We start from the raw sequence: 17,680 nt of genomic DNA, 5'->3' as shown, positions 1-17,680 counted from the left end.
ACATTTTATTTATTCAAATCTTTACTTATTTTTTCTAGTTTATTTAAAACTCTATCTTTCTCACTTCCATCCAGCACTTTTGGTTGATAATTGTTTCTAAAACTACTAGATGTTATTGATGTTGGTATTATATTTGGCTCTTTAATTGAAGTTAATTTGTCATCTGAAAAAGAAAAAGTCTGTTGATATATATAGCTATCTGTATCAGAAGGATTCTTATTTCCTCCAAAACAAAAATTTCCTAAACTATAAGCTATGTACTTATCTTTATATTTTTCTATACCTTGAATAACATGTGGATGAGAACCCATAACTAAATCAGCTCCCTTATCTATTACATAATGAGCAAAATCTTTTTGTTTTTTATCTGGATAATAATCTAATTCTATACCCCAGTGAAAATACACCACAACAACATCTGATTTTTTCTTTAGTGCTTTAATATCATCTTCCATTTGTTTTAAATTCTTTTCATTATATTCAGTTGATAATCCATTATATCCTAATAAACCTACCTTAATTCCTTTAACATCTATAACAACATCTTTACCAAGACCAAAATAGTTTATTTTATTTTCATCTAATATAAACTGTGTATCTTTCATTCCTTCTTCAAAATAATCTTCTGAATGGTTATTTGCGATACTTACTGCCTCTACACTTCCAGATTTTAAAATATTTACATACCCTGGAGTCCCTTTAAATGCAAATTTCTTTTCTTTTGCATTTGATGCAGTAGTAAGTGGTCCTTCCAAATTAACTACTGTTAAATCATCTTTTTCAAATATAGGTTTTACATTTTTAAGAAAATAATCATAATCTTCTCCTTGTCTTTTAAATTCATGGTCAAAACTACCATAATAAGATGACCCTTTATAGTTTCCCATAGTTACATCACCAGCAAAACTTATAGTTATGTCTTTTTTTACAGGCTCTTTTTTTTCTTCAACCTTACTTTGGCTATTTTTAGAATCCTTTTTAATATTGCTTTCCTTATTTGGATTATTAGAACATCCTACTACAAATAACACTATACTCATAATACATATGTAAACTAATTTATTTTTCATATTAAACCCCCTTTGTATTAATAGTTTTTAAGATAAAATATACTTTTTTAGAGTATAACATTTTTAAATAGAATCGATACCCTATTCTTTAACTTTAATTTTATTTTTAAAATAAGCCCCTTTAAGATAAATAAAAATATAAGCAGATTAAACTTTATTGTAAAACTTTCAAACAAGAATATCACAATAAAGTTTTTGTTGTAGAATTAATTTAATTGTTATATTCAATAATATTTGTTATAATGTTATTGAATTACAATACATATAAAAGGGAGGATTTCAAAATGGCATATAAAATTACTGACGCTTGTATAAGCTGTGGTGCTTGTGAGGCTGAATGCCCTGTTAGCTGTATATCAGCTGGAGACGACGCATATGTTATAGATGCTGGTTCTTGTATAGACTGTGGTTCTTGTGCAGGAGCTTGTCCTGTAGATGCACCTCAACCAGAATAATAATTCGTTATTCATAAAGAGACTGATTTTATTTTATCAATATTAATCAGTCTCTTTTTAATTATGTATAATTCAAGTATCATAATTTATATAATTTGTTATATTCTATATATTTCTCTTCTTAATATACTATTAATCTACATTTAGATACTTTTAATTTAATATAAATTTAATCCTCTTCATAAAATCTTTCATATTTATCAAAGCAATCAAGGCATACTTTTTTATTTTCTTGAATCCTTATATACTGCTCAGGTGCAAATTCACCACATACTTCACATTTAAGAGATTTAAATATTCTTGCTTTTTCAGGAAGTTTTAGCTTTGTATCTGTAATCTCAAAGATATCTTCAAAATCACTTTCTAATAAGTATTTTTTATACCCTTCTCTGTCCATGTCAAACGGTTTAGATTTTACATATATTCTTATAGATTTTCCATTTTCTCTATTAAAGAAATGATATACTGATTTTCCAGTCAGCCTAAGTAGTAAATTTCCTTTGCCCATTGTACAGCTTAGCACTACTTGTATACCATCTACCCCACAGGCATCATTTTCAGAAATGCATACAATTTCCTCATCTCCTGATTGTTTACATCCTAAGTATTCTCTTGCTGCAAGTGCTGCTTTAAATCCTATAGCCAAACCTGGACATTCATGACCATGAAATTCAATAGCCTTTGACCATAATTCCTCCACTAAAATCACTCTCCTTAAATATTATTTATTTATATAAATTATTTAAATCTTTATTTTATCCTAATACTTCAAAAAGCCAGAGGATTTAATATTAAATCGTCTGACTTTCTCAATACTTCTCATAACCACTGATTATTAATATGTTTAAGTTGTCTACTTTCCTTCTTTCATTAAATATGATAAGGTAAATAAGCTTTCTGTTAGGTTTACATTTTCAACTATAACACCTTTCGGAACTTCTAAGTCTAATGGCGCGAAATTCCACACCCCTTTTATTCCAGCTTTTACAACTCTATTAATAACTTCCTGCGCTCCATTTTTAGGTATACATAATACAGCAATATCTATATCATTATTTTTTATAAAGTCTTCTAAAGTATCTGAATCTAATACTTCAAATTCTCTTATCTTTAAACCTATCATTCTAGGATTTGCATCAAATAAAGCTTTTATCTCGAATCCAGCTTTTCTAAATCCTGCATAATTGGCTATGGCTTGTCCTAAGTTACCTGCTCCTACAAGAACTGCGTTGTATGGTCGATCCAATCCAAGAATTTTACCTATCTCAGTATGAAGAGCCTCCACGTTATAACCATATCCTTGTTGTCCAAATCCACCAAAGTTGTTTAGGTCTTGTCTTATTTGAGAAGCAGTAAAACCTATTATATCACTCAATTCTTTAGAAGATATTCTTTGTATATCCCTATCTAATAAGTCTCCAAGATATCTATGATATTTTGGGAGCCTTCTTATAACTGCCATTGATATATTTTTATTTCCCAACATCTTCACCTCCTAAAAGTGTCCTCTTTTTTGTTTGATTCACAATAAAATATTTCTTTTTCAAAACTAATACATATAACCTTGATTATATTATATCAAAACATTATAATTTTAGATAGTTCAAGGAGGTAGAAATTTATGATTGTTTTGTCATGTAATAACTTAAATAAAAGTTTTGGTATAGATTCTATATTAGAAAATATTAGTTTTACAGTAAATGAAGGCGATAAAATTGGTATAATCGGGGTTAATGGTACTGGAAAAACTACTTTATTTAAAATAATTTCAGGAATTTATGGTTATGATAGTGGAGATATTTACACTTCTAAAGATTGTGAAATCGGATATTTAGAACAAAATACCAATTTTTATTCGGATAATACTATTTTAGAAGAAGTGTTAGAAGTTTTTAAAAATTTGATAGAGATGGAATCTTATCTAAGAGAATTAGAGGTTAAAATCTCAGAAGAAAGTACAAAAACAGACTCTCCAATTCTAGAAAAAATAATGGACGAATATTCACATAAACTGGAATTATTTTCAGATTTAAATGGATATGGTTATAAATCTGAAGCCAAAGGTGTTTTAAAAGGATTAGGATTTAGTGAAAATGATATGGATAAACCAATAAGTATACTTTCTGGTGGTGAAAAAACTAGGGTTCTTTTAGGAAAATTACTTCTTAAAAAACCAACTTTATTGTTACTTGATGAACCGACTAACCACTTAGATTCTGAAGCTATAGAATGGTTGGAAGTATTTTTAAAACAATATAAAGGTACTATTATGTTAATATCTCATGATAGATATTTCCTAGACCAATCTGTAAATAGAATTTTTGAGGTTCATAATAAAAGACTTAAAGTATATAATGGTAACTACTCTAAATTTGTTGAGTTATCTAAAGTAGAAAAAGAATTAGAACTTAAAAAATTTGAAGACCAGCAAAAAGAAATAAAAAAGCAGGAAGAATCAATAGAAAGACTTAAAGCTTATGGTAGAGAAAAACATCTAAAACGTGCAAGAAGTAAAGAAAAAGCATTGGATAAAGTAGATGTTCTAGATAAGCCAGAAGCTTATAGAAAAAAAGCTCGTATACAATTTACTCCTTCTGTCCAGAGTGGTAATGATGTTCTTCAAATCAGAGATGTATCCATGGGTTATGGGGAAAGAATACTTTTTAAAGATTTGGATTTAGATATATATAGAGGAGAAAAGGTAGCTCTTATTGGTGCAAATGGTATTGGTAAATCTACATTATTTAAAATAATAACTAACGAATTACAACCTCTTAGTGGTAATATTAAATTTGGGACTAATGTACACGTTTCTTACTTCCATCAGGAACAAAAAACCCTTAATTTAGATAACACAATAATTGATGAGATTTGGGAAAATAATACGCATCTTACTCAAACTACCTTGAGAAATATGTTAGGAGCATTTTTATTTGTTGATGAAGAAGTTTTTAAAAAGATTTCTACATTAAGTGGTGGAGAAAGAGCTAGAGTTGCCATACTTAAACTTATATTATCAAATGCAAATCTATTATTATTAGATGAGCCTACTAACCACCTAGATATTGATTCTAAAGAAGTTCTTGAAGAGGCATTAACTAATTATGATGGGACTATATTTACAATATCACATGATAGATATTTTCTAAATACAGTTGTTGATAAGATTTTAGTTTTAGATGAAAATGGAATTACTGAGTACCTAGGAAATTATGATTATTATATTGATAAAAAAAGGCAAATCCAAGAGATGAGTCTTCTAGAAGAAAAAGAAGAAAAAACTAGAACTCAAATAAAAGATGAAAAAAGAAAAGAAAGAGAACAAAGAGAAGTAGAAAAGAAGAATAGAATAAAAAGACAAAACATAGAAAAAGAAATTGAAAAGTTAGAACTTAAAATTGAAGAATTAGATATACTTTTATGTCAAGAAGAAGTATACTCTAATCCAGATAAGGCTAAAGAAGTTAGCCAAGAAAAAATTAATCTAGAAAATAACCTTGCCTCTCTATATGATGAGTGGGAAGAATTTATGTAAAAAGGAGAGGATTATTTGCAAGAACTATTTTCTTTAAAAGACGAAAATAAAAGATTTTATAAAATACTTCTATCTTTATGTATACCTATTATCATACAGAACTTAATTTCTACTTCTGTCAATGTAATAGATACAGTTATGATAAGTAGTTTGGGGGAGGTATCTGTAGCTTCAGTTGGAGTTGCAAACCAGTTTTTCTTTCTTTTTAATATGTCCCTATCTGGTATTACAGGAGGAGCTGGAGTTTTTATTTCACAGTTTTATGGAAAGAAAGATATAAGTAACATAAGAAAAGTCACAGGACTTACTTGTGTATTGGCCATTGTCCTAAGTTTTGTATTTGTTATTCCTGCTTTACTAACACCAGAACCAATTATACACATATTTTCTTATGATTCAGAAGTTGTAAAACTTTGTATAGATTACTTTAGTATTGCAGTATTTAGCTATCCATTAATAGCTATAAGTACAGTATTTAGTACTGGTTCCAGAGGTGTTAGAAATCCTAAGTTAGGTATGATTTGTAGTGCATTTGCTCTTGTAACAAATGTTGTTTTAAATTATGGATTTATATTTGGTAATTTTGGTCTTCCTGCATTGGGTGTAAAAGGTGCAGCATTAGCAACTGTTATTGCTAGAATATGTGAACTAATTTTAATGATTACTTACGTTTATTTTTATAAAAAGGACTATATATTAAAATTCGGTTTGAAAAATTTAAAAGCTATTGATAAGATTTTTATAAAATCTTTTTCATCAAAAAGCTTTCCTATATTTGTAAATGACTCTGTATGGGCAGTTGGAACTGTTCTGTATTCTGTTGCATATGCAAGAGCAGGTACATCAGCCATAGCAGCAAGTCAAATAGCAACCAGCACAGGTAATTTTTTCATAATGACGGCTGTATGTATTGCATCTGGTGCATCTATTATGCTTGGAAATGAACTTGGAGCTGACCATATTAAAAGAGCTATTGAGTATGCTAAAAAGTTTTCTATACTGGTATTTTTAGCTGGCTTAATACTTGGAATTATTTTAATTTTAAATATACCATTATTATTAAAGATGTTTAGTGTCTCTGATAGTTTATCTTCTGATATAACTAAGATATTCTTCATAATGGGAGTACTAATGGCTCTTAAATCCTTTAATACATTAGTCATAATTGGTATTTTAAGAAGTGGTGGAGATACTAAATATGCTCTATTTTTAGAATTAGGATGTATGTGGTTAGCTTCTATCCCTTTAACTTTTATAGCTGCATTTAAAGGAGCTCCTATATTTATTCTTGTTCTACTCACTTATAGTGAAGAAGTAGTTAAATTTATATTTGGTGTTCCTAGAGCCTTATCTAAAAAGTGGGCTATTAATATAGTAAAGGAAATTGACTAATAACGATACTATACCTTATAAGTATATAATATTTATAAACAGTCTCATTGAAAACAATTAAGATATTTTTTATTTTCAATGAGACTATTTCTATATCCTCTATTCATCTTCCAAAAACTCTTTTACTTCAAATGACAACCTATGTAATTCATCATAATTTAAAATCTCATATGTATTGCTTATTTTTTTTATTATCCCCTTCTCAGTTAATTTTAATAGCGAATAATACCTACTTTTTCTACTAATAGAATATATTTCACTAAAATGGCGAATAGCTTTTATATTGCAGACATTATTTTCTTGTTTTTTAAAAATACAATATGCAATAACTTCTGTGCAAGAAAATAACTCTCTTACCATTCTAGTTTTATATAGCTCATATATTCTTCTTGTGCATTTGCTATGAAATAGTGCAATAAAATCTGGTTTAAGATAAAATTCTTCAAAGATATGTTTCTCAAATCGAAATAATTTTATATTGGTCTTTGCAAATATATCGCATTTCAAATTATGTTCATATATATAACTGATTTTACCTATAAATTCATTTTCAGGTACAATGTCAACAAGAAATTTATTTCCCCCTCTAGTCGTACATTCTACTAAAGCAACTCCCTCTATTATGAAAAATACTTCTTGTAAATCTTTATCTGATGCTACAAATCTCTGACCTTTTTTATATTCAACAATTGATACTTGATTTAAATTATTTTTAATAATTGGGTATATGCTTGTTTTTTCTGCTTTCATCAAAGTTCTCCTTTATAGTATATTGTATAAAACGTTTTATTTATATATTTAAATTTATATTATTTTTAATAAAAGACACTATTACTATTAAATTAATCTTGACAAATCCATTCTACTCACGCAGAATAAACTTATACATATATATTTTCATACATTATTTATTTTAATACAATTCTATATTTATGAAATTATTTTATCAATAGAATTTATTAAAATAAATTTTTTAGGTGTATATTATAATTTAATCGAATAGAAATGAAAAATATACATACAGTTTTAATTTTAAGCAACAATTAGGGGGATTTGGTGACAAGATTTAATTATAAGTAAGAAAGTGTCTTAAGGTGACTTTTATAAAGTCATGGATAGACACTTTCTTTTTTATTTGATAAATTTAAATTATAAAAATTATATAGCCCTATACAAGCATTTTATTAGAGGCTATCTATTATATAAGGAGAAGTTAATGAAAAAATCAGTTGCATTGGTAAATGATAGTAGAAAAGATTTAATAGATTTTTTAGAAAATAATTTAAAATTAGTTTTTGGAGATTATATAAATATTAACAGATACTTTATAGATGAAATAAATGATAATGACATTATAAATGATGATGTGATATTAGTAATGTCAGTAGAAAGATTAGATAAAATCATAAATAATATATTAGATAAGAAAAAAGTTATTGTGATAAGAAGAACTTTTAAGGAAGATAAAATATATAATTTATTATCTTTACCACAGGGAACAAATGCTCTAATCGTAAATGATTCCGATGAAACTACTCTAGAAACTATAAGTTTGTTTTATAAAATCGGAGTAACTAATATCAGACCAATCCCATATATGAATGACAATACTTATAAAGATATAAAGATAGCTATAACTCCAGGAGTTCCAGAAAAAGTACCTAGCTTTATCTCAGATATATTTGATTTAGGCCATAGATATATAGATATATCAACTTTTATAGAAATAATAAACTTATTACAAATTGATTCAAAAGAAATACAATCTAAACTAGTAAAATATTCAGAGGAGATAATAAGTCTGGATACTGGTATAAAAGATAAATATAAAGAACTGTTCTTAAAAATAGAAGAATTAGATACAATATTAAACTTGTCAAAGGATGGCATACTATTTACTTCAAAAGATGGTGAAATAAATACATATAATAGTAAAGTAAAAGACATCTTAGACATAAAAGAAGATATATATGGAAAGCATATTGAAGAAATATTTACAGATAGTTTAAAGGTTTTATTAAATGAAAAAGAAATACTGGACAAAGTTATTATGTTCAATAAAAAATATATAAATGTAAATAAAAAAAATATATACAATAGAGATGAAAAGATGGGTACATACTATAGTTTACAAGAAATAACATATATAAAAAAATTAGAACAAAATCTTACTAAGAAATTAAGGGAAAAGGGACAAATAGCAAAATATACATTTAAAGATATAAAAACAGATAGCCCTAAGATGATTGAATGCATAGATTTAGCTAAGAAAGTTTCTAAGTCTGACCTAAGTATACTTATCAGAGGCGAAAGTGGAACTGGTAAAGAACTAATAGCACAATCTATTCATAATAATTCAAATAGAAAAAATCAGCCCTTTATAGCAGTAAATTGTGCGGCCGTCCCTGAGAATTTACTAGAAAGTCAGTTATTTGGATATGATAAGGGAACTTTTACTGGAGGTCTAAAAGATGGAAAACAAGGATTATTCGAACTTGCTAATAATGGGACAATTTTCTTAGATGAAATAGGCGATATGCCCTTAGAATTACAAACAAAACTACTTCGAGTTCTTCAAGAAAAACAAATAATGCCAGTTGGCTCTCACAATGTAATTAATATAGATGTTAGAATCATATCTGCTACAAACAAGAACTTAGAACAAATGATTGATAAGAGCCAGTTTAGGGAGGATTTATATTATAGATTAAATACAATTCCAATAAACATCCCTCCTCTAAGAGAAAGAAAAGAAGATATATTAATTATCATGGAAGATTTAATTAATAAGAAATTAGTAATTACACCAGAGGCCAAAAAGCTTATACAAAACTATACATGGAAAGGTAATATAAGAGAACTCCAAAACGTAACATCTTATTTAAATATTATGTGTGATGATATTATACTAGAAAAAGATTTACCCCCAAATTTAAGAACTTTAAATAACAAAAATTCATCATTAAAATTAAAATATAATAAAAATGATATATTAAATATACTTGAGATATTAATTTTAAATAAGGAATCAGATGTTGGAATTGGTAGAGGACTAATTTTAAAGACATTACTAGATAAAAATATCCAAATCACAGAAGGTAAAATTAAAAAAATATTTGAATATCTGAAAAAAGAAGAACTTATAATTTGTGGTTCAGGGAGATATGGAAGTAAAATAACTCAACAAGGAGAAGACTTTTACAATAAATTAAAATTATAATATATTAAACAAAGAAATCTATTCAGGTGCAAGACGCTTCCTCAATAGATTTTTTATTTTTCAAATGTGTAAATATAGTACATTATTTCATGTGTAATCAATAGGAATTAATAGGAATAGGATAAGTTTAATAATTCCTATTATTTTTATATAGGCTAATATATAAGCTTATTCTTATTTAAAACAATACTTTTTTTGGAAAATTGCAATAAAATAATCATTTTTATATTTTGTCAACAAATAAATGATTATTTTATTGCAAAATTCTTATAAAAAACAAAATTTATTCCTTAAAAATTATGGCACAATAATTGCTACTATAATTAACCAAACAATAAAAAGTAATTGGAGGAATAAAGATGCAACAGGCTTTAAAATTAGAATATCAAACTAAAGAATTAGAAAAAGATTTTGTAATAGAAAATTGTAATTCTATAAAACCTTGGCTAATAAATGTAAGAAGAGAATTGCACAAAATTCCAGAATTGGCTCTTGAAGAAAACCTTACCAAGCAAAAAGTCATTTCTTATTTAGAAGAAATAGGAATTGATTATATTGAATTTACAAAACACAATGGGATTATGGCATATATTTTAAAAGAAAATGCAGATAAAACTATTTGTATAAGAGCGGATATGGATGCCCTTCCTATAGAAGAAGAAAATAATATACCTTATAAATCAATACATTCTGGAAAAATGCATGCTTGTGGTCATGATGCACATACAACTATGCTACTTGGAGCGTGTAAAGTTTTAAATTCAATAAAAGATAGATTAAACGTAAATGTAAAGTTCTTATTTCAACCAGCAGAAGAAGGCTTTGGAGGAGCAAAATTCTTAGTTGAAGATGGATGTCTGGAAAATCCTAAAGCTGATTATATATTTGGACTTCATGTTATGCCACATATTGAGACAGGATTTATTGAAACAAAGTATGACACATTAAATGCTAGTGTTGACACTATAACGATAAATGTTAAAGGCAAAAGAGCTCATGGTGCATACCCTGAAAATGGTATTGACGCAATAGTTACAGCATCACAAATTGTTACATCATTACAAACTATAATAAGTAGAAACTTAGAACCAAATAATGCTGCTGTTTTAACTATAGGTAAAATATATGGTGGTGATGCACACAATGTAATATGTGAGGATGTAAAACTAGAAGGCACTTTAAGAACTTTAAATGGCAAAACAAGAAACTTTATGATTGATAAGATATCTAAGATTGTTGAAGACACTGCATCTGCATTTGGATGTGTTGGAACATTGCATGTAAGTGATGAAAATTATCCAGCTGTTATAAATGAAAAGGAATTAGTAAATACTGTTATCTCAAGTACTAAAGAATTATTTGGAGAAGAAAAATTTATATTAAGACCAAACCCTTCTTTAGGTGGTGAGGATTTTTCTTTTTATACAGAACATTGCAAGGGGGCATTCTTTCATTTAGGCTGTAAAAATGAAGAAAAGGGATTAATTTCACCTCTACATACATCTAGCTTTAATATAGATGAGAATTGTCTTCCAATAGGTGTTATGATGCATGTAATGAATACTTTATATTTTAATTAATACAGTAATTAATAAAAGAATAGGAGATAAATTAATATGGAAAAGGCTAAAAAATTAGGGTTATTTAGTATGATATTATTAGGAATTAATAGTATAATAGGTTCAGGTATATTCTTACTACCAGGTAAAGTTTATAACCTAGCAAGTCAAAACAGTATATTTATATACATTTTTGCTACAATTTTAGTTCTATCAATACTTTTATGTTTTGCAGAAGTTGGAAGTATGTTTGATAAAAATGGTGGTGCATATCTATATTCCAAAAAAGCATTTGGAGATTTTATAGGCTTTGAAGTTGGTACCATGTCTTGGGTTATAAGAATTATATCATGGTCTACTCTAGCAGTAGGATTTGCAACAGCTTTAGGTTCATTTTGGCCAGAAGCTGCAACTGAATACAAGGGCTATATAGCAGCAGTATTAGTAACACTACTTTCTATAAATAGCTTATTTGGAATTAAAAGTACAAAGATAATGAATAATGTAATAACTATAGCTAAATTAGTACCACTAATAGTTTTTGTAATAGTCGGAATATTCTTTATAAAATTCGGAAATATTGCCCCTTCAGGTAACGTAGTTAACTCTAGCATGGGACCAGCTATCATATTGGTATTTTACGCATTTACTGGATTTGAATCATTTATCGTAGCAAGTGGAGAAATGGAAAACCCTAAAAAAAATCTTCCAATTGCCTTAATAACTACAATATTTATATGTGCAATAATTTATATTTTAATTCAAGTTGTCTGTATGGGTATACTTGGAGATAAACTATTTGAAAATAGTATTCCAATTGCAGATGCTTCAAGTGTGTTTTTAGGTAACTATGGTAAGGTATTTATATCTGTAGCTACATTAATATCTATATTTGGTATAAATATAGGTTCTTCAATAGTAACTCCTAAATGTGGTTCTTCTCTAGCAGAAGAAGGTTCTCTTCCATCATTTATAGGAAAAACAAATAAATATGATGCTCCATATGTAGCAATAATTATATCTTTAATTTGTTGTATACCACTTGTATTGACTGGAAGTTTTGAACAACTTGCAGTAATGAGCGTAATTGCAAGATTTGCTCAGTATATCCCAACTTGTTTGTCAGTAATAGTTTTAAGAAAAAGAACAGATATTCAAGGCTCTTTTAAGATTCCATTTGGTCCAGTTATACCAATAGTAGCTATTTTAGGTAGTTTATGGCTGTTACAACAAGCTTGGGCAGAAGATATGGCAAAACCTATAACTCAAAATAGAGTTTTAATAGGATTAGGAGCAATGTTATTAATAGCCCCTCTATACATATTTATGAAAAAAAACAAGGGAATTGAGTATGAAGATAAAGCAGAGGATTCAAAATTATATATTTCTAGAGAAAAAATTCAATAACATTTTATAGATTATTTAGAGAATATAATAAATAAAGGCGAAAGCATAGATTTGCTAACGCCTTTATTTTAATATAATCTATCACCTAGTTTAAAACTGATTCAATATATTCAATAGTTACATCCATTCTTTTAGCCACCTCATTCATTGAAAGTCCACTATCTAAAAAACGTCTACATACAGATGATATAGTTTCCCCAACCTCAATAATATGACCATCTAAATCATAAAATCTAATTGCTCTTTGACCCCAACTATGTTCTACAACCAGATGAATATAATTTATATCTTTCATTGTACTCAATCTTTCAACAAAAATATCAAAATATTCTTCTTCAAAATATAACTCTGCATCATTTCCATTGAATTGTACTTCATTATCACTCTTATTAATAAACTCTAACCAAAGTTTTTTTTCTTGTAATGATATATTACCTTCTAACACAACATTTTCTTCAAAATCACAGGTTACATTTAATCCTAAAACATCATAATAAAACTTTTTTGATTTCTCAATATCTTTAACCACTATTAAAGCATTTACAAACTTCATATTACCTCCTTGATATACATATATTTTATTTATATCTTATAAATAAAATTAAACTATATAGATTTCAATAGGATATTATATAAATAAAGAAATTACAAACCTTATTGAAATAGTATAGTTGATTGTATCATATAGTACATATTTTAATCTTGTAAAAAACGGACATCTATAATACTCTCTATACTTTTTGTACCTTTCATTGATAATTTATTTTAGTTGTTTATAAAATAGATTCTATTAAATTTTTTCATATTCATGCTTTACCATATTACATTTACTACAATAAAGTAAACGTAATATATCTTCTAATCATAATTTAAACTATATAAAAAGGATGTCACTCTAGCTTTTAGTGTAACATCCTTTTTAATTAACCTTATATTATTTACTTTTAGAAAGCTGTCTCATGACCAACATAACAAGCAATACCATTATCCAAAAATATATATTGTAACTCTTCAAGATGCTCTTCATCAACATCGCCCTTATCAGAATACTCATACTCCTTACCTAATTGAATCCACTTTGATTCTCCTAGCCTATGAAATGGTAATAAGTTAATCTCTACCAAGTTGTTTTTGTGCATAAAAGATATAATATCACTTATATTTTCAGTACTATCGTTAAATCCTGCTATAACTGGAACTCTAAGTACCAATCTTCCTTTCCAGTCAGAGTTAGCAAGATTTGATACATTTTCCAATATTAAATCATTATACACACCTGTTTGCTCTTTGTGTTTTTCTCTATCCATATGCTTTATATCAATAAATGCAAAATCAATATCTTTAAATATTTTATTAAAAATTTCATTGGAAACACATGCACTCGTCTCAATAGCAGTGTGTACATTTATCTCATGACATTTCAATAATACTTCATGTAAAAATTCATGTTGAAGTAGTGGTTCTCCCCCACTAAATGTTACTCCTCCATTACTTCTCCAATTATTAGAATCACGTTTAATTACTCTTATAAGTTCATCTACAGTATAAGGCTTCGCACATAACTTAAACGCATTGTAATAACATGAGTTGACACATTCAAAGCTTTCACAGTCTTTACATATGTTCCAATCTATAATTGGCTTATTATCAAGATTAAAACTCAATGCACCTTTTTTACATTTACCATGACATACAGTACACCCATCTTCATATTTACAAGATAACTCACTAAACATCATATGGGGTCTTACAGTCCAACTTTCAGGATTTGCACACCATTTACAACTAAGTGGACATCCATTTAAAAATACAGTTGTTCTGCAACCTGGTCCATCATGAACTGAAAAGCTTTGTACATCAAAAATCATACCTGCTAGTTGATTTTGGCTACTCATTAAACATATGTCCTTCACAAGTAATTGCATTTAATGTTGAATATACCCAGTCTTCCTTTTCAAGACCAACACATTTGCCTATACCTTCATCATTAACATCAACGAAATTTTTACAATTTTTACATTTTGGCATCACTTTTAATTCTTCACAAGCTTCATCATCTAAGTTAAGCATTTGTTTTGATAGTCTACAAATTCCTTTTGTAGCATCTACTGCACAAAAATTCATACAATCACTATGTTTTTTCATATTTTACACCCCTTCATACTCTGTTCTAGCAATTACTTCATCCTGTATTGGTTTTCCTAATTCACACCAGTATTGAGTAAATCCAGCAACACGCACCATCAATTGACGATAATTATCAGGATTTTTCTGTGCCTCTTTTAATGTTTTAGAATCCACGACATTGTATTGAATATGGAAACCACCTTTTCTTAAATAACTTCTTGTTAAATCTAATAATTTTTTAGTACCTTGTTGTCCTTTAATTGTTGTTGGATGAAGTTTTAAATTCATCTGAGAATTTTGAACTACTGCTTGGTCCCAAATAGTTGCAGACTCAAATAATGCATAGACACCATTTTTATCAGTTCCTGCATATGCAGAGACTGAGCCATCTGAATATGTTGTTCCACTTAGTCTACCATCTGGAGTAGCTAAAGTGGCAGCTCCTTGTGGTCCATGTGTAGAAACAGATATTTGACAAGGATACATTTTTTTAGCATATAAAGATTGTGCTTCTTCGCACACTTTTGCTAGCCATACTTCATAGTTTTTAAGAATGCTATCTGCATATAAATCATTATTTCCGTATTTAGGTGCATCAAGACAGGCCTTGTAGATAGCATCATATTTACCAGTTTTATCTACTTTTACTTGGTCTGCCATAGAATAGTTTCCAACTTCTAAAGCATCTTTAAATCCAAAGTTATTCAAAATAGCCTCTTTCATTTCTTCAAGTGTAAATTCTTTATCATCATATACAAGTTTTTTAAGTGCAGCAAATGAATTAACCATAGTAACAGTACCACAAGTTTCTACATTTAATGTCGCATTATAACGGTATCCCATATTTCCTATATGTTGACCCTTGTCTAAACAATCTGGTTTTAATAGCGAATTTATTACAGAAGTATCAAACTTTCTCCATATATCTAATTCAATATTATTTGCTCTTTCAAGGACATTTATTGCTTGTTTATAATAATCTTTAAATACTTCTACGACCTCTTCATATGTATTTAGAGGTTTATTATGAGGTTCAAATACTTGCACATTCATACGATGGTCTTTACCATTCATAAGAACAAGTTCTAATATTTTAGGATTAGCTAAAAAATGCACTCCAGAACCAGCTGTTTGCCCTGCTCCACCTGCTATAGAATATGTTTTCCCATTTAAAGTTAATTGTTTCCAACATCCTGGAGATGTTTCTAGACATCCGCCTAATGCAAAAGCTCTAGCTTCTTCAACAGTCATACCCTCATCGCCAAATTGTCTCATCATGAAAGTTGTCCCATTTGAGTTGTTTACCCATGCTGGATAACCAGAACCAAGCTTTGTACATTCAACAGCCTTCATCAAGAAATCTTCTGGAAGTTTTTCATCGTACAACATAGTTAAACTAGGTTGAGGAGTTCTACATCTCATACTTGCTTCTAATAGTAATTCTTCTAATTCATTTGCTCCTGTAGAGCCATCTTCTCTTAGTCCACCTATAGATAATGTGTTAAATGTATTTCCTGATAATACTCCTCCATTTACTCCTGCTGAAGCAAAACAGTCAATACAAGTAATCTTTATTCTATAAAGTTCTAATAATTCAATTACTTCTTCTTTTGTGATTATTCCTTTTTCTATATCTTGCTCATACCAAGGATATAAGATTTGACCAAAGCGCCCTATAGACATACCAGATATAGCATCTTCGTTTACTGATGCTATATGGATTGTATAAGTCAATTGAAGCGCTTCCCTAAATGTACGAGGTTGTTTGTGTGCAATGTGCTCTAATATCTCCACTAAATCTGAATATTCTTTTTTAGCTTCTAAATCTTTCTCTATACTTTCTAAATATTTTGCATGTTTTGCATAATTTAAAATCCAAGTTTGTAGACCTTCAATAACTTGAACAACTGCTTCATAGAAATATAGACGGTCCATTCCAATAAGTCCATCTCCAGATGCGTTTCCTGCAACTGCTTTCTTACATTCTTTTGCCATTTCTATGATTCCATCTAGCCCATAATTCAAAGGATAAAAATAGTTTATAACTTCTCTACCTTGAGGAAGTGTATATCCTGAATCAAACATACAAATAAGTGTACTCATTAATTTTTCTTTTAAATCATAATCTGGCATCATTTTCTCATAATGAAAACCTAAATCTTCAACTGATCTTCCAACCCATTCCTTAGCCATTTTTACAAGTACAGGTACTTCTTCTTTTCTCATTCCAAATTTACCAGCTATTGAAACAACATTTCCAAAACTCTCAGTTACATTTCCCCCACCAGAACCAAATTTTGTAAGTTCATCTGCTGTGTTACTAGCTAACTTATTTGCTTCTTCTTTCATTTGTTCCCCTTGAGCTACGAAGAAACTCTCACTTACCCAAGGCATTGGAAATGACCCTCTATAGTGGCGTGTTTTTTGCATTACTATCTTCTCGCCTGGTATTATATTTGGTGTCATATGAGAAAAAGCAGATTTAAGAGCTTTAGCTCTTCTAACTACAGGTATATCACCATCTGATTTTCTATATTCTCTATTATACCAATATGGAAATTCCATATCAGCTGTAGACAATGTATTATAATATACATTTAATAAATCATCAGCCCTTTTACTTGCTTTTTTTTCACTAAATTCATCTAAATTTTCTTTATCTTGAAAATTTGCCTTAATATTTTTTGCTTCTAAAATACTTCTTATTTTGTCTTCTTTACTTTGACTCATTTCTTCCCCTCCTTAATCTTTCTATAATTAGTATAAAACTTTTTAATAAGGGAAAAAAAGGGTATATTACCCACTTTTTAAAATAATCTTTCTACAAAAAAATTAAACTTGAAGTAAATTCACACCAAAGATAAACTTTATATCCTAAATGTATTGCAATTCATTAGAATATAAAGGTTATACAT

The 17,680-nt window shown here is 28.3% G+C and carries 14 protein-coding genes; 6 read left to right on the top strand and 8 right to left on the bottom strand.

The genetic code is table 11. The features are described from left to right. Positions 1-5 precede the first annotated feature (5 nt). Complete coding sequence (locus tag ACTG46_RS01395; RefSeq protein ID WP_479923448.1) at positions 6-1,070, bottom strand: CapA family protein; 1,065 nt, start codon at positions 1,068-1,070, stop codon at positions 6-8. Between the two features lie 284 nt (positions 1,071-1,354). Here ACTG46_RS01395 and ACTG46_RS01390 point away from each other — a divergent pair, with 284 nt between their 5' ends. Further along, the gene (locus ACTG46_RS01390) at positions 1,355-1,525 is read left to right on the top strand and encodes a DUF362 domain-containing protein (RefSeq protein WP_009888017.1); all 171 of its coding nucleotides are present in this window, start codon (positions 1,355-1,357) and stop codon (positions 1,523-1,525) included. A 169-nt stretch (positions 1,526-1,694) separates the two neighbouring features. On the opposite strand, the gene ACTG46_RS01385 is transcribed toward ACTG46_RS01390, so the two are convergent. Further along, the gene (locus tag ACTG46_RS01385; protein ID WP_054268740.1) at positions 1,695-2,234 is read right to left on the bottom strand and encodes an FmdE family protein; all 540 of its coding nucleotides are present in this window, start codon (positions 2,232-2,234) and stop codon (positions 1,695-1,697) included. 144 nt (positions 2,235-2,378) lie between these two features. Next, the gene (locus ACTG46_RS01380; protein ID WP_021382595.1) at positions 2,379-3,011 is read right to left on the bottom strand and encodes a redox-sensing transcriptional repressor Rex; all 633 of its coding nucleotides are present in this window, start codon (positions 3,009-3,011) and stop codon (positions 2,379-2,381) included. Between the two features lie 135 nt (positions 3,012-3,146). On the opposite strand from ACTG46_RS01380, the gene ACTG46_RS01375 reads away from it, so the two are divergent. Together ACTG46_RS01375 and ACTG46_RS01370 are read left to right on the top strand one after the other, a co-directional pair. Then, complete coding sequence (locus tag ACTG46_RS01375) at positions 3,147-5,060, top strand: ABC-F family ATP-binding cassette domain-containing protein (protein WP_479923447.1); 1,914 nt, start codon at positions 3,147-3,149, stop codon at positions 5,058-5,060. Between the two features lie 15 nt (positions 5,061-5,075). Beyond that, positions 5,076-6,452, top strand: a complete 1,377-nt coding sequence (locus ACTG46_RS01370) for an MATE family efflux transporter (RefSeq protein ID WP_407814225.1) — start codon at positions 5,076-5,078, stop codon at positions 6,450-6,452. 99 nt (positions 6,453-6,551) lie between these two features. Here ACTG46_RS01370 and ACTG46_RS01365 read toward each other — a convergent pair whose 3' ends face one another. Beyond that, complete coding sequence (locus ACTG46_RS01365) at positions 6,552-7,202, bottom strand: Crp/Fnr family transcriptional regulator (protein ID WP_054268737.1); 651 nt, start codon at positions 7,200-7,202, stop codon at positions 6,552-6,554. A 466-nt stretch (positions 7,203-7,668) separates the two neighbouring features. Between ACTG46_RS01365 and ACTG46_RS01360 the strand changes: the two genes are divergently transcribed. From ACTG46_RS01360 to ACTG46_RS01350, 3 genes are all read left to right on the top strand, one after another. Next, positions 7,669-9,672 carry a sigma-54 interaction domain-containing protein gene (locus tag ACTG46_RS01360; RefSeq protein WP_479923446.1) on the top strand — a complete coding sequence of 668 codons (2,004 nt, stop codon included), beginning with the start codon at positions 7,669-7,671 and terminating at the stop codon, positions 9,670-9,672. 359 nt (positions 9,673-10,031) lie between these two features. Next, entirely contained in the window at positions 10,032-11,252 is a 1,221-nt protein-coding gene (locus ACTG46_RS01355) for a M20 metallopeptidase family protein (protein ID WP_407814227.1), read from the top strand. A gap of 36 nt (positions 11,253-11,288) precedes the next feature. Beyond that, complete coding sequence (locus ACTG46_RS01350) at positions 11,289-12,638, top strand: APC family permease (protein WP_479923445.1); 1,350 nt, start codon at positions 11,289-11,291, stop codon at positions 12,636-12,638. A gap of 85 nt (positions 12,639-12,723) precedes the next feature. Here ACTG46_RS01350 and ACTG46_RS01345 read toward each other — a convergent pair whose 3' ends face one another. The 4 genes from ACTG46_RS01345 to hpdB form a co-directional block, all read right to left on the bottom strand. Then, on the bottom strand, positions 12,724-13,191 hold the full coding sequence (locus ACTG46_RS01345; protein WP_479923444.1) for a VOC family protein: 468 nt from the start codon (positions 13,189-13,191) through the stop codon (positions 12,724-12,726). A 391-nt stretch (positions 13,192-13,582) separates the two neighbouring features. Next, entirely contained in the window at positions 13,583-14,533 is a 951-nt protein-coding gene (gene hpdA / locus ACTG46_RS01340; RefSeq protein ID WP_479923443.1) for a 4-hydroxyphenylacetate decarboxylase activase, read from the bottom strand. Further along, entirely contained in the window at positions 14,526-14,783 is a 258-nt protein-coding gene (gene hpdC / locus ACTG46_RS01335; protein WP_054275595.1) for a 4-hydroxyphenylacetate decarboxylase small subunit, read from the bottom strand. The genes hpdA and hpdC overlap by 8 nt, the downstream gene beginning before the upstream one ends. Positions 14,784-14,786: 3 nt before the next feature. After that, positions 14,787-17,495: a 4-hydroxyphenylacetate decarboxylase large subunit gene (hpdB, locus tag ACTG46_RS01330; protein ID WP_054275594.1), complete on the bottom strand. Its 2,709-nt coding sequence runs from the start codon at positions 17,493-17,495 to the stop codon at positions 14,787-14,789. Between the last annotated feature and the right edge of the window lie 185 nt (positions 17,496-17,680).

It is taken from the genome of Clostridioides sp. LIBA-7678 (assembly GCF_056716065.1).
Note: the sequence above shows the minus strand (reverse complement) of the source record. Positions and strands in the feature narration are given on the sequence as shown.

What these genes read in the sequence shown, in the direction of transcription:
- ACTG46_RS01380 (WP_021382595.1), bottom strand. Translation starts at nt 3,011, where the DNA reads ATGTTGGGAAATAAAAATATATCAATGGCAGTTATAAGAAGGCTCCCA.
- hpdA (WP_479923443.1), bottom strand. Translation starts at nt 14,533, where the DNA reads ATGAGTAGCCAAAATCAACTAGCAGGTATGATTTTTGATGTACAAAGC.
- ACTG46_RS01350 (WP_479923445.1), top strand. Translation starts at nt 11,289, where the DNA reads ATGGAAAAGGCTAAAAAATTAGGGTTATTTAGTATGATATTATTAGGA.
- hpdC (WP_054275595.1), bottom strand. Translation starts at nt 14,783, where the DNA reads ATGAAAAAACATAGTGATTGTATGAATTTTTGTGCAGTAGATGCTACA.
- ACTG46_RS01375 (WP_479923447.1), top strand. Translation starts at nt 3,147, where the DNA reads ATGATTGTTTTGTCATGTAATAACTTAAATAAAAGTTTTGGTATAGAT.
- ACTG46_RS01355 (WP_407814227.1), top strand. Translation starts at nt 10,032, where the DNA reads ATGCAACAGGCTTTAAAATTAGAATATCAAACTAAAGAATTAGAAAAA.
- hpdB (WP_054275594.1), bottom strand. Translation starts at nt 17,495, where the DNA reads ATGAGTCAAAGTAAAGAAGACAAAATAAGAAGTATTTTAGAAGCAAAA.
- ACTG46_RS01365 (WP_054268737.1), bottom strand. Translation starts at nt 7,202, where the DNA reads ATGAAAGCAGAAAAAACAAGCATATACCCAATTATTAAAAATAATTTA.
- ACTG46_RS01345 (WP_479923444.1), bottom strand. Translation starts at nt 13,191, where the DNA reads ATGAAGTTTGTAAATGCTTTAATAGTGGTTAAAGATATTGAGAAATCA.
- ACTG46_RS01390 (WP_009888017.1), top strand. Translation starts at nt 1,355, where the DNA reads ATGGCATATAAAATTACTGACGCTTGTATAAGCTGTGGTGCTTGTGAG.
- ACTG46_RS01360 (WP_479923446.1), top strand. Translation starts at nt 7,669, where the DNA reads ATGAAAAAATCAGTTGCATTGGTAAATGATAGTAGAAAAGATTTAATA.
- ACTG46_RS01395 (WP_479923448.1), bottom strand. Translation starts at nt 1,070, where the DNA reads ATGAAAAATAAATTAGTTTACATATGTATTATGAGTATAGTGTTATTT.